We start from the raw sequence: 21,203 nt of genomic DNA on the forward strand, positions 1-21,203 counted from the left end.
GTTTTAGATCGGTCCCTTGAACCAAAATGGGACGGACTGGGCAATGACATCCGAGCAGATCATCTTTGACCCGCGATCCGCCGAATTCGCCGCTGACCCTTATCCGGTCTACGCCGCGCTGCGCCAGCTTGAGACCCCGTATTACTATGAGGATGTTGATAGCTGGATGTTGACCAAAATGGCCGATGTAGAGGCGGTCGCCTCTGACCGGTCCATGGTGCGCAGTCTGGACGATCAGCTGTCCGAGGCAGAGCGTAAAGCCGCCCAGCGCAAGATTAACTGGCATGAAATGCCGTTTCATGAACGGTTTGTGCAAACAAATTTGCTCGAAAGCGAAGGGGCAGTGCACCACCGGCTGCGCACCGTTGTGTTTCGGGAATTCACCAAGAGCATGATCGCCCGTCAACGCGAAGCGATCCAAAGTTTTGTGGACGGGAAGTTGGAAGCGCTAACCGATCTGGGTGAATTTGATTTCATTGAGGATTTTGCGGCCCATGTACCGGGGCACATTATTGGCCGGCTGCTGGGTGTGCCGGATGAGCATTGCCCCCAGTTGCGCATTTGGTCGGAAAATGTGGTGCGCTTTTTTGATATCGGCCGCGATGACACGGACAAAGCGATTGCCGAACAAGCCACCAAGGAATTCTACCTGTTTTTGATGGATCTGGTGGCCGAACGCCGAAAGAATCCCCAAGAAGACCTGTTGTCCCAGATGATGCTGCACCGAGAAGCGGGCCGCCTGTCCGAAGATGAATTGATCGCTACGGCGATGTTGATTTTGATGGCCGGGCATGGGTCGACCATCGATGTGTTGGGATCGGGGATGCATGCCTTACTGCGCTTTCCCGGTCAGCATCAAAAACTACGCGCGGATCCGGCGTTGGTCGGAACAGCGGTCCAGGAAATGTTCCGCTATGAGGCCCCTTTGCCGTATTTCCACCGCTTCGCCACCAAGGATTGCGAGATCGGCGGGCGATCATTCAAGGCTGGCACACGTTTCGGGCTGCTGTATGGGGCGGCCAACCGTGATCCGGCGCGCTTCGAACTTCCTGACATGTTTGATATTACCCGTAGCCCGAACCGTCACATTGCATTTGGCAAAGGGGCGCATCTGTGTCTGGGAAACCATCTTGCGGCGCTGGATATGGATGTGATTTTTTCAACCCTGAACCAGCGTTTCGCCAAGATTGAACTGGCCGGCGGGCCGCCAGAATATAAACGCGGGTTGTCTGTGCGCGGTCCCAAGTCGCTCCGGATCGCTGTTACCCCTGTCTAAGCCGCTTTCCCCGCGCGGGTTTTGCGCGTATTGGGCAATGCAGGGACATTGAGGGACCGACATGAGCGATACTGAACTGGCATATATCAAAGCATCCGCACCGCGCCGGGTGATTGGCGCAGGGGCGATGGTCGGCCTTGGTGCAATGATGCTGTATCTGGCCTTTGCCGCGCCGCCGGAAAACCCGTTTTGGCTGGTGTTTTTGATCGGATGCGGGCTGTTTGCCCTTTGGGTGTCACAGGTGCTTTGGCAATCTACAGCGCGTAAACTGATCCTGACCGAAGATGCGCTTATGGATGATCAGGGGGTCTTGGTCGCCAAGCTGGACCAGATCGAAAAGGTGGATCGGGGTGCCTTTGCGATGAAGCCTTCGAACGGTTTTGTCATTTTTCTCAAGGAACCTTTGCCGCGCGCATGGTATCCGGGCCTGTGGTGGCGGATCGGCAAACGGGTTGCTGTCGGCGGTGTGACATCGGGCGGTGAAACAAAACCGGTGGCGGATATTATCACCCTAAAAATTTCCAAAGTTCTGGAAGACTAAAGCGACATGGCCGCGCCCGTCACGGGGCGCGGCCATTGCCAAAGTCCTGCAAAGGGGTTCGCAAGGCTTTAACAATTTCGCGATTTAGAGGTTTGAAAACACGACCTGAGGTGTATAGCGCGGCCGGGTAAAGCTGTATGTCATGATCTCAAAGTCGCTGAGACCGACATCAAAGATTGGTTCATGCAGGTCCCAAGTTTCGACCAAAATCAACTGATCGCCACTGTTTGCGGCGGGAAGCCGTGTCGTGAAATCGTCCATATCGCTGTTGCGCAGCACCGACTGATTGCCGCGCCGTTTGGACCAAACCACAGACCACGCACCGTCATCTGAATCATATTGCACGACGGTCACCCGCAAGTCGCTGTCAGTGCCGGATGTTTTGGTCAACTCACGCAGCAATCTGCGGGCGTTAGAGATGTAAACGCCGCTAATCGGATCAGTCTCGCGTGAAATCATATCGCCAATCACGTAGTTGGCTTTCTGGCTCACGCTTTGTTGGCGAAAGGCGTCAAAATACACCCATCCCGCGCCGAACAGCCACAGCAAAACGGGTAGGACAATCAACGCTTCGAGGGTGATGTAACCCCGTGTGTCGGCGGAAAAACGGCGCAGACGCGAAGTCAGAATACCTGTCATGATCTGTCCTTTCCTTAAGATGGTTCGTGAACAAAGGCCGTGCTGACGACGAGAGCGGTATAGCCCTCGGAGTCTTTGGCCAAACTTGAACTGATCGTTCCCGCTGGCGTTATCGGCTGGTACTTGTAGCAGACGCGCAGCAGCATCATTTCGTTGGTCCCGCCGTTCTGGAATGACCGGTGCGGCGTGACATTCAGCGTGGTGTCTGCGCAATCTGCGGCATCGATGATGCCATCCCAGTCTCGCATATCCAGCGATACCATTTCCAGATGCAGTGTGCTCATACAGCCCGGCAGAACCGCGGCCCCATCGCAAATCGCCTGCTTGATTTCATCAGGATCGGACACTGATCCCAGACGGATGTCGCGGACTGTGTCGTCCAGGGCGCGTTCTAGCGCTGTTTGGCGAATGGTCACAGTGCCCAACTCAATGGAGGACAAGATCAAAATCAAAAAGACCGGTGTCCAAAGGGCAAAGGGAATTACCATTGAACCGCGTTCTTCGCGGGTGAAGGTTTTGATGCGGGATCGCAAGGAACGGATCATTGGGTCAACCTCAGCATTTGGAGGGAGCGGGCAATTGAAGAAAAAGTGTCGTTTAGATCCTCTCCATCAACGTCAAAATAATGGGCGGTAGAGGAGGCGCAGTCTTGCATAGCCTCTAGCCCTGCTGTGGGGGCTTCGACGCCAATCGCATAGACAACAACGCCATTGTCGCGTGCTGCCTGGCAGACCGTCGACAGGTTTGTATCTGCGCTGGATCCGTTCACAGTTGATCCATATGCGTAATAGGCATCGTAATAGTCGCTATATGGAAGATAGCCGTTTGAATAGGGCGGATAAAAGAACTGGGATGCCACTGCGGCCGTGCTAAAGCGTGAATACAGCTCAGCATTGGTCATTTGATACAGCTGCGAAGCGCTGGCACCGCTAGGACCGTCAGGTTCGCTTTGGTATTTTGACGAAGTGTATCCACCGGCCATGCGCAACCAATAATAGGTGTCATTGTTGGTGCCGGAATTGTCGGTCACCCTAAGCGAGTAGCGGTCATCGCTGCGGCTTGTTGTACCGCGTGTATCAACCCAAGCTTCGGACATGCCGTATTTGAAATCTGACTTAAGGTCGTATTGCGTGGTGTTCTGGCCGTCCGTCATGACCACAACAAACTTGAGCGTTTCATAGTCCGCATATTCAGCAGGGCGGTTGGCGTGATCTTCCGCGACATACCCTGCGGCAGACAAGGCTTGAACCGCAGGGCGTGCTGCCGGATCGAGCAGGGCCGCCCCCCACTTCATCCCAAGATCGATTGCGGTGTTGCCACCTGCATCCAGCGTGTCGATATGTGCTTTGATTGTAGTCGCGTTTGAACTGTGGGCGATGACCGCGCTGGTTTCACCTGTTGCACACCAAGGTCTGGAAATCGTGCCGCTGCTGGTGCTTGAGTTGTAGGGATCAAAATGGGCAAGTCGCGACAGTTCGGTTGATGTGCTAACCGCTGTTGCGAGAAAGTCATCGGTCCCAAATGTTGCGCAGCTGGAATAGGCGTGAACGTCTTCGAGATTGAAATACTGGCCCACGTTGTCGCCAAGGTTAACGGTCGCATTATAAGGTATCACCGAAATAGACACCATATCCGACCCGTTGTCGGGCAGCATCAAGTCAACAAAGCCCTTGGCGGCGGTTTGCAGTTGGTCAATTTTGTCACCGCCCATCGATCCGGATATGTCCAGAACCAGAGAGATTTCGATCTTGGTCAACCCGTGTTCTGCTGCCGCATGGCCAGCTGCTTGCAAGTTGTTCACTCCGATCAAACTCATAAAGTTTGATGGCATTGTTACATGACCGTCTGCGGTTACACGCTTGAAGTTCAGGCTTTGGTCCACTGTCACACTGCTAAGTGCGTCGGGCATATTCATCGCGCGAAAGTATTCTTCAACGACAAATTCCGGATCCAGGAAGTTTTCCATACTGGCCGCTGCCAACACAGCGCGGTCGAGCGTGTTTTGCACTTTGTTGCGTTTCAATTCAGCGTGGATCATATCGATACCAATGCCGCCAAACACCATCATGACCAATGCACCGGTGACGGCTATGTAGGACATGGCACCATCTTGGGTCCGCCAAAAGCGGCCCAGAAACGCACTGGTTTTTGACTGAGGCATGGCTTGTGCGCTCTTCTCTAATGTGATCCGCATCCTGTACCTTCCTTCCGGTCCGTCCGGGAAATAACACATGCAACTAAACGATTTATTGCCTGACTTATGACAGGCTAAGATGGCCAAATTTTGGCGTTTTGAACGGCAATTTTAGAGATTTTTATCTATAATTCAGGACATTACACATAGGTTTGAGTGCTTTGTTTCCCGTGCGTGGACAACGATTGGCGATTGGGCAGGGGGGCGCGGGCCAATTGCGGCGAAAAAAAGGTGAGAAAAAAACCTTTGTGGCGTTAACGTGATTCTCATGGCGGCCTTTTTAGGGTGAGCCAACTGACCGGCATTTCGGTTGGTGCCAAATTTTTGCTAGGAGGGCCTTCATGTCCGCTGCGCCAGTGAATGAACCGACGTTTCGCGAATCCGTCGACCTAATGTATAATCGCGCAGTTGCGTTGATGGACTTGCCGCCCGGCCTTGAGGAAAAAATCAGGGTTTGCAACGCAACCTATATGGTGCGCTTCGGCGTGCGCCTGCGTGGCCAAATTCAGACTTTTGTGGGTTACCGATCAGTTCATTCCGAACATATGGAACCTGTGAAAGGTGGCATTCGCTATGCTTCGGCAGTGGATCAGGACGAGGTTGAGGCGCTTGCTGCGCTAATGACGTTCAAGTGTGCCTTGGTTGAGGCACCTTTTGGTGGCTCCAAGGGCGGCTTGTGCCTCGATCCACGCCAATATGACCAGCATGAGCTGGAACAAATCACACGGCGCTTTGCATATGAGTTGATTAAGCGCGACTTGATCCACCCGTCGCAAAACGTTCCGGCCCCCGACATGGGAACCGGTGAACGCGAGATGGCTTGGATCGCGGATCAATATGCGCGGATGAACACCACGGATATCAATGCACGTGCCTGTGTAACGGGCAAACCGCTGAACGCGGGCGGCATTGCGGGCCGGGTCGAAGCGACGGGCAGGGGGGTTCAATACGCGCTGCGCGAGTTTTTCCGCCACCCCGAAGACATTGCGGCGGCCGGGTTAGAAGGGTCGCTGGATGGCAAGCGGGTCATCGTTCAAGGATTGGGCAATGTGGGCTATCACGCTGCGAAATTCCTGCAAAGTGAAGATGGCTGCAAGATTACGGGTATTATCGAACATGATGGCGCACTCTTTAGTTCCGGCGGACTGGATGTGGAGAAAGTGCGGAACTGGATAATCTCGCATGGTGGAATCACCGGGTATCCGGATGCCAATCACACTGCCGAAGGAACCGCGGTTCTCGAAGAAGAATGTGACATCTTGATCCCTGCGGCGCTTGAGGGGGTCATAAACCTTTCCAATGCCGACCAGATAAAAGCCAAGCTGATCATCGAGGCGGCGAACGGTCCGGTAACTGCTGGGGCTGATGACATCTTGCGTGACAAGGGCGTTGTGATCATTCCTGACATGTATGCAAATGCAGGCGGGGTAACGGTTTCCTATTTCGAATGGGTCAAAAACCTTAGCCACATCCGGTTTGGCCGCATGCAACGCCGCCAAGAAGAAGCGCGCCATCAATTGGTTGTCGATGAGTTGGAGCGGATCGATGAGGCTATGGGGGAAAATTGGAACCTGAGCCCGTCGTTTAAGGACAAATACTTAAAAGGGGCGGATGAGCTGGAATTGGTGCGTTCGGGTCTCGATGATACAATGCGGACAGCCTATCAATCTATGCGAGAGGTGTGGCACAGCCGCGCCGACGTGAAGGATTTGCGCACTGCGGCCTTCATTGTGGCCATTGAAAAGGTTGCCAAAAGCTATCAGGCCAAGGGGCTTTAAGGGAATTACCACGCTTTTGAGGGTGCCCGGCGTTCGGGCACCCACTGACCTTGCAGCAAAAGACATGCCAGTGCGTTTTATCGAATTCGATATAGACGCCGCTATTTCGCCACATTTTGATCTGCTTCGTAACCAGAACAGTAACTATTCCTAATTCCTGAAATCGCATGCCCAATAGCGGGCTTGCGGAGCAAAGGAATAGGAACATGCTACCTGAAGCTCAAAAACCACTGCGCCTCCCGACAGGGAACGGTGCCAGTGCGAGGGCTTTTTCAGTGTCTGCAGCGGCAACCGGTGTATCGGGTGCCTGCAAGTTAGTTAGTAAACCTCAGCACCGTCACTCTGCTTGTGTCCGTAAGTCTCACTGTGAGAATGCGGCTGCGCTTAAGGCATCCGAACTGGTCGACGCAAAACGCACGGCCCAAGGATCCAACGTGCTTTGTCCATTAGTTGGGCAGTGCACCCTTACCAGATGTGAGGGGGCGGCGAATGAATTTCCCATCTATAAACGGCAAAGTTGACCCAGCGTTAACACTTGTGACCGACCTGTCCGAAAATACCCTTTGGTCGATAAATAATCAGCAAGATACCGTAAAAAAAGGCAATTTACGGCGGTTTTCGACGGGTTTGATCCCACAATGGCACCGCTTTAGCCCGTATTGCGCCCCATTTATGTCCGAAAGGATAATTAATCCTTTGTTCATACCTCGGAAGAAATCCGCGGTGAATAAAGGAGAGAAGTTCATGCCTCGGCCCCTTGCGATCACAACCCGCTTCTCAGAGTGCGAAGATGGCAACGTGACCATTTTTTCTGTGTTCATGCTGGTGTTGATCTTAATGATCACCGGTGCCTCCGTAGACATTATGCGCTTCGAAGCCACACGTGCCAAGATGCAAGGTACGCTGGACCGCGCGGTTTTGGCGGCGGCGGATCTGGACCAAGAACAAGACCCTACATCCGTGGTCAACGACTACATGGCAAAGGCGGGTCTGTCGGAAGTTCTTGCAGATGTAGAAGTTGATCAAGGTATGAACTACCGCACCGTAACCGCAAGCGGATCTGTTGTCATGGACATGATCTTTTTGCACATGTCGGGGATCGAGACCCTGACCGTGCCCGGATTGAGCGTCGCCGAGGAGAAAATCTCGGATGTGGAAATCTCGCTTGTTCTGGATATTTCGGGATCTATGGGCGGAACTCGCATTGCCAACATGCAAACGGCCGCCAAAGAATTTGTGGAAACAGTTATCCAAGAAGAGAGCGATTCCGGACTGACGACAGTCTCGCTCATCCCGTACAATGCGACGGTCAATTTGGGCAGCACACTGGCCAACTATTGGACTTTGTCTGACCAACACAGCTATTCGAATTGTGGAACGTTCCCGGCAACCGCCTTTAATACAGCGCAAATTGATCCGTCGGCCGAAATCGAACGTCTTGGTCATTTTGATCTGTATTCCACTGACCAAAGCAGCTCTTCCATCTCAAGCCCGTGGTGTAAAACGGGTGATCAAGGTGCGATGATGGTTCACAGCTCGGATGCCACGGCCCTCAAGTCCCATATCGAAAGCCTGAGTGCTGGCGGTAACACTGCGATTGACCTCGGGATGAAGTGGGGCGTTGCTCTGCTCGACCCATCAAGCAACCCTGCGGTGGTTGCAATGGCCTTGGATGATGTCGTTGAGGACAATGCCTCTGACCGTCCAACCTCCTATGACGACCCAGAAGCGATCAAATTCGTTGTCGTTATGACGGATGGCGAAAACACCACTCAATACGATCTGAAATCCCAGTACAAATACGGGATGTCCGATATCTGGATCGATGAACGCGGCACCAGCAGCACCAGTGATGATCGCTTCTCGCTAAAAGTTCAAAGTAATGTCTATTTTTGGGAGCGGTATGAAAACAGCGGCTGGAGCTATCGTTACCGCAGCTCTGCGGACGGCGGCAATAGCGCCCGCCAGATGAGCTATGCCGAATTGTTCGCCCGCTTTGGCACCAAGGCCGTCGCCAAGAAAATGTACTATCAGCCCTACTACGATGGGTATGTGTCCAACTCCGAGTACAACGATATTTATTACGGCTATGAGGCCATCGTGAACGGGTCTGCCGCAGATGAACGGTTGGAAGACATTTGCGACGCCGCAAAAGATGCTGGGGTTGTTGTCTTTGCAATCGGTTTCGAAGCGCCAACCGGGGGGCAAGAGGCAATGGAAAACTGCGCGTCTTCGTCCAGCCATTACTTTGACGTTGACGGTGTCGAAATCACAGAAACCTTCCATGCCATTGCACGCCAAATCAATAGCCTGAGGTTGATCCAATGATGTTCTATATCAAAGAGTTCGCCCAACGCTTCCAGAAGGAAGAAGATGGCAACGCAACCGTCGAATTTACGATCTACTTTACGATCTTTTTCTTCATTCTGGCGGCGGCGGTCGAGATTGCTTACATCAATATGCGCCATGCGATGCTGGAACGCGGTCTGGATCTTGCGACACGCGATATTCGGATCAGCACGGGGCACATCCCCAGCTATGAAGAGGTTCGGACAAAGATCTGCACCAAAGCAGCGATCCTGGAAGACTGCGAAAACAATTTGCGACTAGAGATGGTACAAGTTGACCCAAGGGCCTTTTCATCAACAGCCCCCTACGACACAGACTGCCAGAATGCGGCGGAAGATCTGCGTCCGGTTCGCAACTTTGTGCATGGCCAAGACAACGAGATGATGCTGATCCGTGCCTGTCTCAAATACAAACCAATGATGCCAACGACCGCGATTGGAAAAGAACTCAATTTGGATGACTACGGCTACGCACAGCTTATTGTGACATCAGCCTTTGTTCAGGAGCCGAGGTAACCGCCATGCTGAAAACGCTCATATCCCGCCTAAAAGGATTTGCCGGTGCCGAGAACGGCAGTGTGGCCATCGAAACTCTGATTTTCATCCCGTTGATGACAACAATTATTGCCGCGACGTTTTCATTCCACGATGCGTTTAGGTACAAGAGTTTGAACGTCAAAGCGGCCTATACAATTTCTGACGCGATCTCTCGTGAAACCGATCCGATAGACAACGACTATCTGGACGGGATGGTTGAGTTGCTGGAGTATTTGACCCGCTCCGAAGGGCCGTATTCACTGCGGGTCACGCTGGTGCGCTACAATGCTAAACAGGTTAAATATGTCTCCGAATGGTCGAAGACACGCGGCGACTTTGACCGGTTGAGCACTTGGCAACTACGTTCTCTCGAAGAACGCCTTCCGGATATGTTGCACAACGAGCGCGTGATTTTGGTTGAAACCGCAACTGACTATGTGCCCCCGTTTGAAGTGCCCGGGTTGAATGAGGCAAGCCTGTTTTACAACTATGGTTTTACCCGCCCGCGCTTTGCACCAAAAATTGTTTGGAGCAATAACTGATTGCGACAAAAAGAGTCGCTATCGGATAGGGCGTTGACGTTATACCGCATTGATACTGGAAGGCAGGGCTGCTCTACTGGCCCTGCTTTTTCATGGGGTGAAGGATGCGATTTTCAGCGCTAAAAGTTCTGAAAGAAGGGCTGACCGGCAACAAGGGCTGGCAACCCCACTGGCGTAACCCCGAGCCAAAAGCGGAATACGACGCCGTGATTATCGGCGGGGGCGGGCACGGGCTTTCGACTGCGTATTACCTTGCCAAGGAGCATGGTCTTTCAAACATTGCCGTGTTGGAAAAAGGCTATCTTGGTGGTGGTAATGTCGGGCGCAATACCACCATCGTGCGGGCCAACTACTATCTGCCGGGCAATTCTGAATTCTACAGCCATTCCCTGAAATTGTGGGAAGGGCTGGAACAGGATTTGAATTATAACGTGATGCATTCCCAGCGCGGGATCATCAATCTGTTCCATTCCGACGGGCAACGTGATGCTGCTGTCAGGCGCGGAAATGCGATGATCAACCAAGGGGACGATGCGCATTTGCTGAGCCGCGAAGAGGTGCGGGCCAAGCTGCCTTACCTCGATTTCGACAATGCGCGCTTTCCGATCTATGGCGGGTTGTACCACCCACGCGGCGGCACGGCGCGCCACGATGCGGTGGCCTGGGGCTATGCGCGCGGTGCAGATCAACGCGGCGTTGATTTGATTCAAAACTGCGAAGTTACTGGAATTGATGTTGAAAACGGCAAGGTCGTGGGGGTGCAAACCACACGCGGACCCATTCGGGCCAAAAAAGTAGGGATGGTCACTGCGGGCCGGTCCAGCCAAGTGGCGCAGATGGCAGGCATGCGCCTGCCCATCGAAAGCCATATCTTGCAGGCCTATGTCACCGAAGGGCTAAAGCCCGTGATTGATCATGTTGTGACCTTTGGGATGAGCCATTTCTACATTAGCCAGTCTGACAAGGGCGGCTTGGTTTTCGGCGGAGATTTGGATTTTTATGCGTCTTATGCGGCGCGGGGCAACCTGCCAGGCAAGGAACAAGTCATGGAAGCCGCGATGGCCTTGATGCCGATGATCGGCAAGGCGCGTGTGCTGCGCAGCTGGGGCGGGATCATGGACATGTCGCCGGATGGCTCTCCGATCATCGACAAGACCCATATTGACGGGCTCTTTTTGAACACTGGCTGGTGTTATGGCGGCTTTAAGGCCGTGCCGGGATCAGGTTTTGCGATGGCGCATTTGATGGCCACTGGCCGGCCGCATGCCAGCGGCGAGAAATTAAGGTTGGACCGGTTTGAAACCGGCCGAGGATTGATGGACGAAGAAGGAACGGGCGCGCAACACAATCTCCACTAGGAAAGGAGCTAAAATGCGTATTTTCAAAACAACGGTTCAGGCGGCTTTGGCCGGAGCTTTGGTGATGGCTGCCAGTGTCGCATCTGCCAATGAAATTCGTCCGGGGTGCTATGAACGGATTTATTCGTCGGGCCATTTGGCAACGCACCCCGATCAACATGTGGCTGCTATCCGTATGAAGGTTGGCGAGTGGGCCACAAATGTGTCTCGCGCGACCCAGCTTGAGGCGGTCATGGCCAATCAAGGGCGTGCACGCGGCACCCGCTATGCCGGTCGAACACTGTCTCAGTTCCTGTTTTGCGGAACCGAGGGCCGGTGGGACACCTGCGTGGTCGGCTGTGATGTCGGGTCGTTGCAAGTCACCAAGCAAACCAACACGTCGATGACGTTTCGGACACGCTACCTTTTGGTGGGCGAGGTCGCAGATTGCGGCGGAGAAATAGATCTGGCGGAAATTCCCGGCCAATGGGTCAGCTATAAACTAAACCGAGCACCGGACTCGGCTTGTAACGGAATGTGAGAGAAAAATGAGACTGACCTGCCCCCTGTGTGGAGAGCGCGACAGCCGCGAGTTTTATTATCAGGGGGCAGCATCGATGCTGAACCGTCCGCCTGCCGATGCGGCAGGTCAGGAATGGCACAGCTATATGCATCTGCGCGACAATCCAGCCGGCGAAGTGCGGGATCTTTGGTATCACCAAGATGGATGCGGGTCTTGGCTCGTTGTGTCGCGGAACACTGTGACACATCATATTTCCAGTGTTGACCTGATCGGAGCGCAAAATGCGGGTTGACGGCAAAGGCCGGATTGACCGGGAAGCACCGCTGACATTCCGCTTTGATGGCCATGACCACACGGGGTTTGAGGGGGATACATTGGCCTCTGCCCTGATGGGGGATGGGGTGCGGTTGATGGGCCGCAGTTTCAAATATCACAGGCCGCGCGGTGTCATGACCGCCGGATCAGAAGAGCCAAACGCATTGGTGACAACGCGCAGCGGCACCCGATCCGACCCGAACGTACGGGCCACGGTGCAAGAACTGTACGAAGGGCTGGAGGCCCGCAGCCAGAACCGTTGGCCGTCACTCGGCTTTGATCTTTTGGGCATGAATGACTTGGCGGCACCGTTTCTGGGGGCTGGTTTCTACTATAAAACCTTTATGTGGCCGCGGGCTTTTTGGGAGAAGCTATACGAACCTGCAATCCGCCGTGCGGCGGGGCTGGGTGCGTTGTCCGGCAAGGCTACAGATGAAATCTATGAAAAGGCCTTTGCGTTTTGCGACGTGTTGGTGATTGGGGGTGGCCCTGCTGGTTTGATGGCGGCGCTGTCCGCAGGGCTGGCTGGTGCGGATGTGATTTTGTGCGACGAGGATGCCGAATTTGGCGGCCGCTTGTTGGCTGAGGCCGAACAGGTCGGCGACGCTCCGGCGTTTGATTGGGTACAAGACACCGTGGCGCGGTTGAACAGCATGGACAACGTGCGTTTGATGACACGTACCACGGTGACCGGAGCATATGACCAAGGCAGCTTTGGCGCGCTAGAACGGGTGGCGCATCATGTCGCGGATGCGGCTGGAGCGCCGCTGGAATGCTTTTGGCGGATCGCGGCCAAACGGTCGGTTTTATGCGCGGGAGCCTTGGAGCGGCCCGTCGCATTTCGCGACAATGATCGGCCCGGTGTGATGATGGCTGGGGCTATGCGCAGCTACCTCAACCGATGGGGCGTCGCGCCCGCGAAATCCCTGGCCGTTTTTGGCAACAACGATGATGCGCACCGCACCGCGCGGGATTTGGCCCAAGCCGGAGTGCATGTTGCCGCGCTGATTGACAGCAGGGCCGATGCCCCGAATTTGGCAGGGGATGTGCCCTATTTTCCGGGGCATTTGGTGACGCGGGCCTATGGGCGACGCGGGCTTGAGGCGATTCAATTACGCCGTCCCGATGGATCACAGTTTAAAATGCATGTGCAGGGGCTGGGTGTGTCTGGAGGGTGGAACCCGTCGCTGCACCTGAGTTGTCATATGAATGTCCGTCCGGAATGGCGTGATGATATAGCAGCCTTTGTGCCTCGGCCGGATGCGGTGCCGGGTATGCGGGTTGCGGGCAGTGCGTGCGGGCAGTTTTCGACGGCAGAATGCTTGAAAAGCGGGGCCGGCGCTGGGCAAGAGGCCGCGCAGGATTTGGGGTTTGCTGCGTCTGGGCCACAGCTTCCTGACGCAGAAGATGCCCCTTATCGGTTGCGGCGGCTTTGGGCCGTTGAGGGAAAGGGGCGGGCCTGGCTCGATTTCCAAAACGATGTGACGGTCAAAGATGTCGTGCAAGCGGCGGCAGAGAATTTTGCGTCGGTCGAGCACATGAAGCGATACACCACGCAAGGGATGGCACCGGACCAAGGTAAATCATCAAATATGCTGGCGCTGGCTGTTCTGGCGGATGCAACGGGGCGTGGTATTCCCGAGACTGGCACAACAACCTTTCGCCCGCCCTACACACCGGTTGCGATAGCGGCGATGGGCGCAGGCGCGCAGGGCAAAACCTATGCACCTGAACGGTTTACCACCTCGCATGACGACAGTTTGCCAAACATTGAGGCTGGTCTTTGGTATCGGCCCAGCTATGTGCCTAAAGCGGGTGAAAAGACATGGCGCGAAAGCTGCGACCGAGAAGTGCAGATGGTGCGCAGCGCGGTTGGCATTTGCGATGTGTCGACCCTTGGCAAGATTGATCTGCAAGGGCCGGACGTCGGAAAACTCCTTGATTTTGTCTACACGAACACGTTTGGCAGTTTGAAACCGGGTCGTGCGCGCTATGGGCTGATGTTGCGGGAGGACGGGTTTGTCATGGATGATGGAACCTGCGCGCGGCTTGATGATAATCGCTGGTTGATGACCTCCACAACCGCTGCGGCGGGTCAGGTGATGCGGCATCTGGATTGGGTGCAGCAGGCGTTTTGCCCTGATCTGGCTTTGCGTTTCACGTCTGTCACCGAACAGTGGGCGCAATTTGCGGTGGCTGGTCCAAAATCGCGCGAGCTGTTGAATGATCTACTGGATCAGCCGATTTCCGATGAGACATTTCCGTTCATGCAATGCGGTGTTGTTTCGGTTGGCGGGATCACCGCACGGCTGTTCCGGATCTCGTTCTCGGGCGAGCATGCTTATGAAATTGCAGTTCCTGCCCGGTATGGGGCGTCGCTGTTCGAAACATTGGTCAGCCGGGCCGAGGTGCTGGGCGGTGGGGCCTACGGGATGGAGGCCTTGAACGTGATGCGGATTGAAAAAGGGCATATTACCCATGCCGAAATCCACGGGGCCACGACGGCTTTTGACATCGGATTTGGCCGGATGATTGCAGCGAAAAAGGACTGCGTCGGTAAGGCGATGGCGGCAAGGCCGGGCTTGATAGACACCGCACGGGAACAATTGGTGGGGTTGCGGCCTGTTGATGCGGGCGGCGAGGCCCCGTCTGGAGCGCATTTGTTTGATGCTGGGGCCGAGCCGGTGCGCGAAAACGATCAAGGCTATGTGACTTCGACCTGTTTCTCGCCCAGTTTGGGCGAAGTGCGCGCGCTCGGGTTTTTGAAGAACGGTCCCGACCGTCATGGTGAGGTGGTGAAACTGGTGGATCACATGCGCGGGATCGAAACCCGATGCGAGGTGACTGATCCGGTTGTCTTTGATCCTGAAGGGGGGCGGCTGCGTGGTTAATCTAAAAACTGCTTCGGCGTTTCAAGATGTCGATGCGAAGCAAATTGGAACAGTTACAGTTTGCCCAGCGGATGAGCGCGTTCTGACATTGATCGCGCCTTTGCCGGGGCAAACCCCGGCGCTAACTGAGGCAATGGAGGGCGCTTTGGGGCTGGGTTTTCCAGAGCCGGGCGGCGTAACGAGGGCGGGGGATATTCGCTGCGTTTGGATGGGACGGGATCAAGCCGTCTTGATTGGCTCGGCCCCGCTGGCGGAATGGCAGTGGCCCGCTTTGATCAGCGACCAAAGCGATGGCTGGGCCGTTTTGAAGGTGTCTGGACCCGAAGCCGCAGAGGTGTTGGCGCGTTCTATGCCAATAAATGTTCGCGCGATGGAGGGAGCCGCCCGCACCCAATGCGGCCATATCCCGATCTCCGTTTCGCGTATCGGACCTGAAAATTATGAGATCATGTGTTTCAGATCGATGGCACATAGTCTGTTTCGGGAAATTGCGCATTCAGCGGCTTTGCTTGCTGCGCGCCGCGAGCTGTCGTAAACACGGGGCCACTTGCGAAAAGGGATAAAGCGATGACACCACGGATTTTTCTGGCTGTACTGGTTTTGGCCGCGCCGATGGCAATGGCGCAAGAAGCCTTGAAGCCAGACTGTGATGCGCAGGCTGCCTTGGTTATGGACGTGGTAAATGACCGTGTTGACGGGGTGCGCAAAGGCAAAGCACGCCGGGTTTTGCGGGCCGCGTTGGACCGCACAGCGGCGGATATGCTGGCTGACTGGGTCTATGCCCTGCCCGAAGAGCAGCTGACTGATGAAATTGGCAAGACCTGGAAAACCCAATGCGCAGCCATGTAAGCGGCCTGTTGTTATATTGAGCGCCTTTCGGCGCGCTGGGCACCTCGCCCCCCTGCTTTGCAGGGGGCCTCAGGCTGGTGCGCGGTGTGAGTGCGGTTTGCCCTCTGCTCGGTAGGCCCTTGTTGCGGGTGTGGGAATCGCGATACTAAAACACCATGAGCCTGCCCCCCGGATTTCTTGATGAACTGCGCAATCGTATCAGCCTGTCCCAAGTGGCGGGCCGCAAGCTTATGTGGGACGCACGCAAGTCCAATCAGGGAAAAGGGGATTTGTGGGCTCCGTGCCCCTTTCATCACGAAAAAACAGCGTCTTTTCATGTGGATGACCGCAAGGGTTACTACTATTGCTTTGGGTGCCACGCCAAAGGCGACGCGATTTCCTTTGTGCGCGAGACCGAGAATGTCAGTTTCATAGAAGCGATTGAAATTCTTGCCACCGAAGCCGGGATGGAGATGCCCAAGGCTGATCCGCGTGCCAAAGAAAAATCTGATCGCCGCACTGTTTTGAGCGAGGTGATGGAGCAAGCGGTCCAGTTCTTCCGCTTGCAGTTGAAGGCGGAGGCAGGGAGCGCCGCGCGGGCTTATCTGGACAAACGGGGACTGTCGCAATCCGCGCGCGACACCTTTGAGATCGGGTTTGCGCCTGCGGGATGGGAAAACCTGCGGGAACATTTGAAGGCCAAGGGGATCGCCCCTGAGCTGATGCTGGCTTGCGGCTTGGTTAAGTCATCGGACAAGGGGCGCGAACCTTATGATGTGTTTCGCAACCGGATCATGTTCCCGATCCGCGATGCCCGCGGCAAGGCGATTGCCTTTGGCGGGCGGGCGATGGACCCCAATGATAACGCCAAATATTTGAACTCTCCGGAAACCGAGCTGTTTGATAAATCACGCAACCTATACAATATGCGCCCCGCCCGCGAGGCGGCGGGGCGCGGTCAGCCGTTGATCGTTGCCGAAGGCTATATGGACGTGATTGCCCTGTCCGAGGCCGGGTTTGGCGCAGCCGTAGCCCCGCTAGGGACCGCTGTGACAGAGCCACAGATGCAACTGATGTGGCGCATGTCCCAAGAGCCGCTCATTGCACTGGATGGTGACAAGGCCGGGCTGCGTGCGGCCTATCGGGTGATCGACATTGCTTTGCCTTTGCTGGAGGCGGGCAAGGGGTTGCGGTTCGCGATCATGCCTGAGGGCAAAGATCCGGATGATTTGGTGCGGTCCGGCGGGCCGGAAGCGGTCCAGAAGGTTTTGGATGACGCCATGCCCATGGTGCGCCTGCTTTGGCAAAATGAGACAGAAGGCAAGGTTTTCGACAGCCCTGAACGCAAAGCGGCGTTGGATAAACTGTTGCGGGCTCGGATCGCTAAAATCACGGACCCCCATCTGCGCCGTCATTACGGCGACGAAATCAAAGAGCTGCGCTATGCTCTGTTTCGCCCCAATCGGCAAAATGCGGGTGGTAGCGGATTTGGCCAGCGGGCCGGAAAGTCCGAATGGTCTCCGCGTCGGGACTGGAAAAATGCGCCTTTGCCCGCCACAGCAGGGGCAAAATCGTCTTTGATGGTGACCGCAGGCGACAATGCTGAAACCGCGCTGCGCGAGGCGGTTATTTTGCTGTCGGTTCTAGCGACGCCGGATGTGGCAGCAGAATTTGAGGGCCAGTTGGAAAGGATGCCCTGCCATGATCCCGATCATGCGTTGCTGCGAGATGTGATTTTGCGCAACATCGGGGCCGAAAATGATATGCGTTTTCGCGCAGAGGATGCAATCGGACCCGAAACCCTTGAAACCATGCTGTCGGCGCGCCATGTGGCGGTTGTGCCCTGCATCCGCACGCCCGGAAATCCCGAAATGGCCCGCATGACCGTGGCCGAAGAATTGGCAAAGCTGGATGCGTTGCATGGGTGGCACGTCGAATTGGCCGAAGCACAAGAAGATCTTGAGGATCAGGCTGACGAGGCGTTGACGTGGCGTCTGGCTGAAGCTGCAAAAGTACGTGCGCAGGCCGGACGTTTGAAAGATGAGAACAGTGCCGAATATGACGTCGGCCCCAACGGAGCCTCGATCGATCGAGAAGAACGCAGCGCACTTGATTCGTTGCTTTCGACAATTCGATTCGACAAGGGGCGGGGTTAATGTCTTTTTGGTGAGGAAACCGTAAAGAATTAGGGGTAGATGGGTGTGCGAATCGCTTAATCGCGCTATTGATTCGCATTCAACGAATCGCCCGCCCTTTCCGATCAGGAGACATTCATGGCCGCCAAGGACAACGAAGACGCCAAATCTGAGCGCAACGAAGAGGATGCCAGCCTCGACGTGAGCCAGACTGCGGTCAAAAAGATGATCGCAGAAGCGCGTGAGCGTGGTTACATCACCTATGACCAGCTCAATAAGGTTTTGCCGCCGGATCAGGTTAGCTCGGACCAGATCGAAGACGTGATGTCGATGCTGTCTGAAATGGGCATCCAAATCACTGAAGACGACGAAGAACCGGATGAAGAAGACAAGGGCGCGACCGATCTGGTCGAGACCAAAAAACCTGGCGAAGTCTCTCTTGCTGCCGGTTCTGCTGAAAAGCTTGATCGCACAGATGACCCCGTGCGCATGTATCTGCGCGAAATGGGATCGGTTGAGTTGCTGTCCCGCGAAGGCGAGATAGCAATTGCCAAACGGATCGAGGCAGGTCGCAATACGATGATCGCCGGGCTCTGCGAAAGCCCGCTGACCTTCCAAGCGATCACAATCTGGCGCGACGAACTTTTGTCCGAAGACATCCTTCTGCGCGATGTAATCGACCTTGAAACCACCTTCTCGGGACAAATGAACGAGGAAGGTGAAGTCGAAGAACCGGTTGTGGCACCTGTCGTGAACGGAGAAGCGGCCAAACCCAAAGTTGAAGGCGCTCAGGAACTTGATGCCGATGGCAATCCGATTGCCAAAGAAGACGACGATGACGACGATGACGAACAGGCCAACATGTCATTGGCCGCAATGGAAACAGCGCTAAAGCCGTCCGTGCTTGAAACGTTGGACCGGATCGCACAAGACTACGAAGAGCTGGCGGAAATGCAGGACAGCCGGATTTCGGCAACACTGAACGAAGACGGCAGTTTCGGTAAGTCTGATGAAGCGCGCTACCAAAAATTGCGTGCCGAAATCGTTTTGCTGGTGAATGAGCTTCACCTGCATAACAACCGGATCGAAGCGTTGATTGACCAGCTTTACGGCATCAACAAACGCATCATGTCCATCGATAGCTCTATGGTGAAACTGGCTGACCAAGCCCGCATCAACCGCCGAGAGTTCGTCGATGCCTATCGCAACCACGAACTTGACCCGAACTGGCTTGAGCGGATGGGCGAAAAGTCCGGCCGCGGCTGGCAGATGTTCATCGAACGCTCGACCGATAAAGTAGAAGAGCTGCGTTCGGATATGGCGCAGGTTGGTCAATACGTTGGTCTCGACATCTCTGAATTCCGCCGCATTGTGCAGCAGGTTCAAAAAGGTGAAAAAGAAGCGCGGCAGGCCAAGAAAGAAATGGTTGAGGCAAACCTGCGCTTGGTTATCTCGATTGCGAAGAAATATACCAACCGTGGCCTGCAATTCCTGGATCTGATCCAGGAAGGGAACATCGGCCTGATGAAAGCGGTTGATAAGTTCGAATATCGCCGTGGTTACAAGTTCTCGACCTATGCAACTTGGTGGATCCGTCAGGCGATCACCCGTTCGATTGCGGATCAGGCCCGGACAATTCGTATTCCGGTGCATATGATCGAAACGATCAACAAGCTGGTTCGAACCGGCCGTCAGATGCTTCACGAAATTGGCCGCGAACCCACCCCCGAGGAATTGGCAGAAAAGCTGCAAATGCCTTTGGAAAAGGTTCGCAAGGTGATGAAAATCGCCAAGGAGCCTATTTCGCTCGAAACGCCAATTGGCGACGAGGAAGACAGCCAGTTGGGCGACTTCATTGAGGACAAGAATGCCGTGCTGCCTTTGGACAGCGCCATTCAGGAAAACCTCAAGGAAACCACAACACGGGTTTTGTCGTCTCTGACGCCGCGCGAAGAGCGTGTTTTGCGGATGCGTTTTGGCATCGGTATGAACACCGATCACACCTTGGAAGAGGTGGGGCAACAGTTCAGCGTTACCCGCGAACGTATTCGTCAGATCGAAGCAAAGGCGCTTCGTAAACTCAAGCATCCGAGCCGCTCGCGCAAACTGCGCAGCTTCCTCGATCAGTAAGGCGCAGCGATGTCTTTGCTTAAACGTCTCTTCGGTGGCGGGTCCAAACCAGATCCCGCCCCCGCACATATTGATTACAAGGGGTTCCGGATCACGCCGACCCCGGTCAATGAGGGGGGGCAATTCCGCATTGGCGCGCTTATCGAAGGCGAAGTCGATGGAGAGCCCCAAAGCCATACGCTGATCCGGGCAGACATGATCCGCGATCTGGGTGAGGCGAACGAGGCCTCGGTCAACAAAGCCAAACAGATGATCGACCAGATGGGGGATCGGGTGTTTCGCAGCTAACCCTGCGTTTCATCGAAAGTTTGGATTTGGATCGTAGTACACTGTGATTTTGGTGCGCTGCAGTTTTTCAAAAATGCAAAAGTTGGTCACGCGGTCATCACCTGCGCGTGGCTGAACATCACCTCTGCGCGCGTGCGCATTGCCGTAGGCGATTGGGCTCCCATCTCTAGGAGAGAAACGGGGACCCGCCATGAAAAATCTTATTTTGATTACACTACTCACCACAGCGCCCTTTGCGGCTGCCGCGCATCACGGCCCCTATACCACCTCGGCGCAGTTGCAAGGCGGCACACCAGTCGCGGTTGCCTTGTCGAAACCCAGCTTTGCGCCAGCACTCAGCGCGATTGTGTCGCCTGAAACCACGCAGATGGCTGCTGCTGGAAACTGAACAAGACGGCTTGCGCCCCAATACGGGGAAGGCCAAACTGGCGCAAAAGGACTGCGCTGATGCAAACCCGCTTTGTCATCTCCACTCATGGCCCCGGTCTCTATGAATTCACCGCTCAGGTTGCGGATTGGGTTCAAGGGACGGGGCTTTTGACGTTATTTGTGCGCCATACGTCGGCCAGCCTTTTGATACAGGAAAACGCAGATCCCGAGGTGCAAACAGATCTGCAAAACTTCTTTCACCGTTTGGTGCCGCCCACGACGGACACCGCGATGTCCTATCTGACCCACACGTATGAAGGGCCTGATGATATGCCCGCACATATCAAGTCAGCGATGATGCCGGTGTCATTGGGAATTCCGGTGACCAATGGCGAACTTGCACTGGGAACATGGCAAGGGATTTACCTGTTCGAACATCGTAATGCGCCGCATGAGAGGACTGTTGTCGCACATCTTGGATGACGGCGTCTGACAATGCTTGGATCGTTTTGGCAGATTTCCTAGCCAGATC

General features: G+C 55.0%; 20 protein-coding genes. 17 read left to right on the plus strand and 3 right to left on the minus strand.

The features are described 5' to 3' along the window. The first annotated feature begins 43 nt into the window (after nucleotides 1-43). Together C8N36_RS19240 and C8N36_RS19245 are read left to right on the plus strand one after the other, a co-directional pair. On the plus strand, nucleotides 44-1,276 hold the full coding sequence (locus C8N36_RS19240) for a cytochrome P450 (protein ID WP_097803471.1): 1,233 nt from the start codon (nucleotides 44-46) through the stop codon (nucleotides 1,274-1,276). Nucleotides 1,277-1,337: 61 nt separating this feature from the next. Then, entirely contained in the window at nucleotides 1,338-1,817 is a 480-nt protein-coding gene (locus C8N36_RS19245; protein ID WP_097803470.1) for a hypothetical protein, read from the plus strand. 84 nt (nucleotides 1,818-1,901) lie between these two features. On the opposite strand, the gene C8N36_RS19250 is transcribed toward C8N36_RS19245, so the two are convergent. From C8N36_RS19250 to C8N36_RS19260, 3 genes are read right to left on the minus strand one after another with little or no spacing between them, the layout of a single operon-like run. After that, nucleotides 1,902-2,456: a TadE/TadG family type IV pilus assembly protein gene (locus tag C8N36_RS19250; protein ID WP_097803469.1), complete on the minus strand. Its 555-nt coding sequence runs from the start codon at nucleotides 2,454-2,456 to the stop codon at nucleotides 1,902-1,904. 14 nt (nucleotides 2,457-2,470) lie between these two features. Then, nucleotides 2,471-3,001 carry a TadE/TadG family type IV pilus assembly protein gene (locus C8N36_RS19255; protein WP_097803468.1) on the minus strand — a complete coding sequence of 177 codons (531 nt, stop codon included), beginning with the start codon at nucleotides 2,999-3,001 and terminating at the stop codon, nucleotides 2,471-2,473. After that, on the minus strand, nucleotides 2,998-4,650 hold the full coding sequence (locus C8N36_RS19260; RefSeq protein WP_170125925.1) for a VWA domain-containing protein: 1,653 nt from the start codon (nucleotides 4,648-4,650) through the stop codon (nucleotides 2,998-3,000). The genes C8N36_RS19255 and C8N36_RS19260 overlap by 4 nt, the downstream gene beginning before the upstream one ends. A gap of 341 nt (nucleotides 4,651-4,991) precedes the next feature. On the opposite strand from C8N36_RS19260, the gene C8N36_RS19265 reads away from it, so the two are divergent. The 15 genes from C8N36_RS19265 to C8N36_RS19340 all read left to right on the plus strand — a co-directional run bounded on the left by C8N36_RS19265 (nucleotide 4,992) and on the right by C8N36_RS19340 (nucleotide 21,154). Further along, nucleotides 4,992-6,428, plus strand: a complete 1,437-nt coding sequence (locus C8N36_RS19265; protein WP_097803466.1) for a Glu/Leu/Phe/Val family dehydrogenase — start codon at nucleotides 4,992-4,994, stop codon at nucleotides 6,426-6,428. 744 nt (nucleotides 6,429-7,172) lie between these two features. Next, a complete protein-coding gene (locus C8N36_RS19270; RefSeq protein ID WP_170125926.1) occupies nucleotides 7,173-8,756 on the plus strand; it encodes a TadE/TadG family type IV pilus assembly protein in 1,584 nt (527 codons plus the stop codon). Next, on the plus strand, nucleotides 8,753-9,292 hold the full coding sequence (locus C8N36_RS19275) for a TadE/TadG family type IV pilus assembly protein (RefSeq protein ID WP_097803464.1): 540 nt from the start codon (nucleotides 8,753-8,755) through the stop codon (nucleotides 9,290-9,292). The genes C8N36_RS19270 and C8N36_RS19275 overlap by 4 nt, the downstream gene beginning before the upstream one ends. A 5-nt stretch (nucleotides 9,293-9,297) precedes the next feature. Further along, nucleotides 9,298-9,855, plus strand: a complete 558-nt coding sequence (locus tag C8N36_RS19280) for a TadE/TadG family type IV pilus assembly protein (protein WP_097803463.1) — start codon at nucleotides 9,298-9,300, stop codon at nucleotides 9,853-9,855. A 104-nt stretch (nucleotides 9,856-9,959) separates the two neighbouring features. Further along, nucleotides 9,960-11,213, plus strand: a complete 1,254-nt coding sequence (locus C8N36_RS19285) for a sarcosine oxidase subunit beta family protein (protein ID WP_097803462.1) — start codon at nucleotides 9,960-9,962, stop codon at nucleotides 11,211-11,213. Between the two features lie 13 nt (nucleotides 11,214-11,226). Beyond that, on the plus strand, nucleotides 11,227-11,733 hold the full coding sequence (locus tag C8N36_RS19290) for a hypothetical protein (RefSeq protein WP_097803461.1): 507 nt from the start codon (nucleotides 11,227-11,229) through the stop codon (nucleotides 11,731-11,733). A gap of 7 nt (nucleotides 11,734-11,740) precedes the next feature. After that, nucleotides 11,741-12,007, plus strand: coding sequence for a sarcosine oxidase subunit delta (locus C8N36_RS19295; protein WP_097803460.1), 267 nt, complete (start codon nucleotides 11,741-11,743; stop codon nucleotides 12,005-12,007). Then, a complete protein-coding gene (locus tag C8N36_RS19300; RefSeq protein ID WP_097803459.1) occupies nucleotides 11,997-14,921 on the plus strand; it encodes a sarcosine oxidase subunit alpha family protein in 2,925 nt (974 codons plus the stop codon). Before C8N36_RS19295 ends, C8N36_RS19300 begins: the two co-directional genes overlap by 11 nt. Next, nucleotides 14,914-15,456 carry a sarcosine oxidase subunit gamma gene (locus C8N36_RS19305; protein WP_097803458.1) on the plus strand — a complete coding sequence of 181 codons (543 nt, stop codon included), beginning with the start codon at nucleotides 14,914-14,916 and terminating at the stop codon, nucleotides 15,454-15,456. The genes C8N36_RS19300 and C8N36_RS19305 overlap by 8 nt, the downstream gene beginning before the upstream one ends. 32 nt (nucleotides 15,457-15,488) lie before the next feature. Beyond that, nucleotides 15,489-15,770 (plus strand): hypothetical protein, encoded by a 282-nt coding sequence (locus tag C8N36_RS19310; RefSeq protein ID WP_097803457.1) that lies wholly within the window; start codon nucleotides 15,489-15,491, stop codon nucleotides 15,768-15,770. Between the two features lie 155 nt (nucleotides 15,771-15,925). Then, entirely contained in the window at nucleotides 15,926-17,905 is a 1,980-nt protein-coding gene (gene dnaG, locus C8N36_RS19315; RefSeq protein WP_097803456.1) for a DNA primase, read from the plus strand. A 117-nt stretch (nucleotides 17,906-18,022) separates the two neighbouring features. Next, nucleotides 18,023-20,014: an RNA polymerase sigma factor RpoD gene (gene rpoD / locus C8N36_RS19320; RefSeq protein WP_097803455.1), complete on the plus strand. Its 1,992-nt coding sequence runs from the start codon at nucleotides 18,023-18,025 to the stop codon at nucleotides 20,012-20,014. A gap of 9 nt (nucleotides 20,015-20,023) precedes the next feature. Beyond that, a complete protein-coding gene (locus C8N36_RS19325) occupies nucleotides 20,024-20,302 on the plus strand; it encodes an HlyU family transcriptional regulator (RefSeq protein WP_097803454.1) in 279 nt (92 codons plus the stop codon). Between the two features lie 190 nt (nucleotides 20,303-20,492). Further along, on the plus strand, nucleotides 20,493-20,690 hold the full coding sequence (locus C8N36_RS19335; protein WP_097803452.1) for a hypothetical protein: 198 nt from the start codon (nucleotides 20,493-20,495) through the stop codon (nucleotides 20,688-20,690). Between the two features lie 59 nt (nucleotides 20,691-20,749). Further along, entirely contained in the window at nucleotides 20,750-21,154 is a 405-nt protein-coding gene (locus C8N36_RS19340; RefSeq protein ID WP_097803451.1) for a secondary thiamine-phosphate synthase enzyme YjbQ, read from the plus strand. Nucleotides 21,155-21,203: the final 49 nt, after the last annotated feature.

This window comes from Pelagimonas varians (assembly GCF_003208435.1).
In the GTDB taxonomy this organism is placed as follows: Bacteria; Pseudomonadota; Alphaproteobacteria; order Rhodobacterales; family Rhodobacteraceae; genus Pelagimonas; species Pelagimonas varians.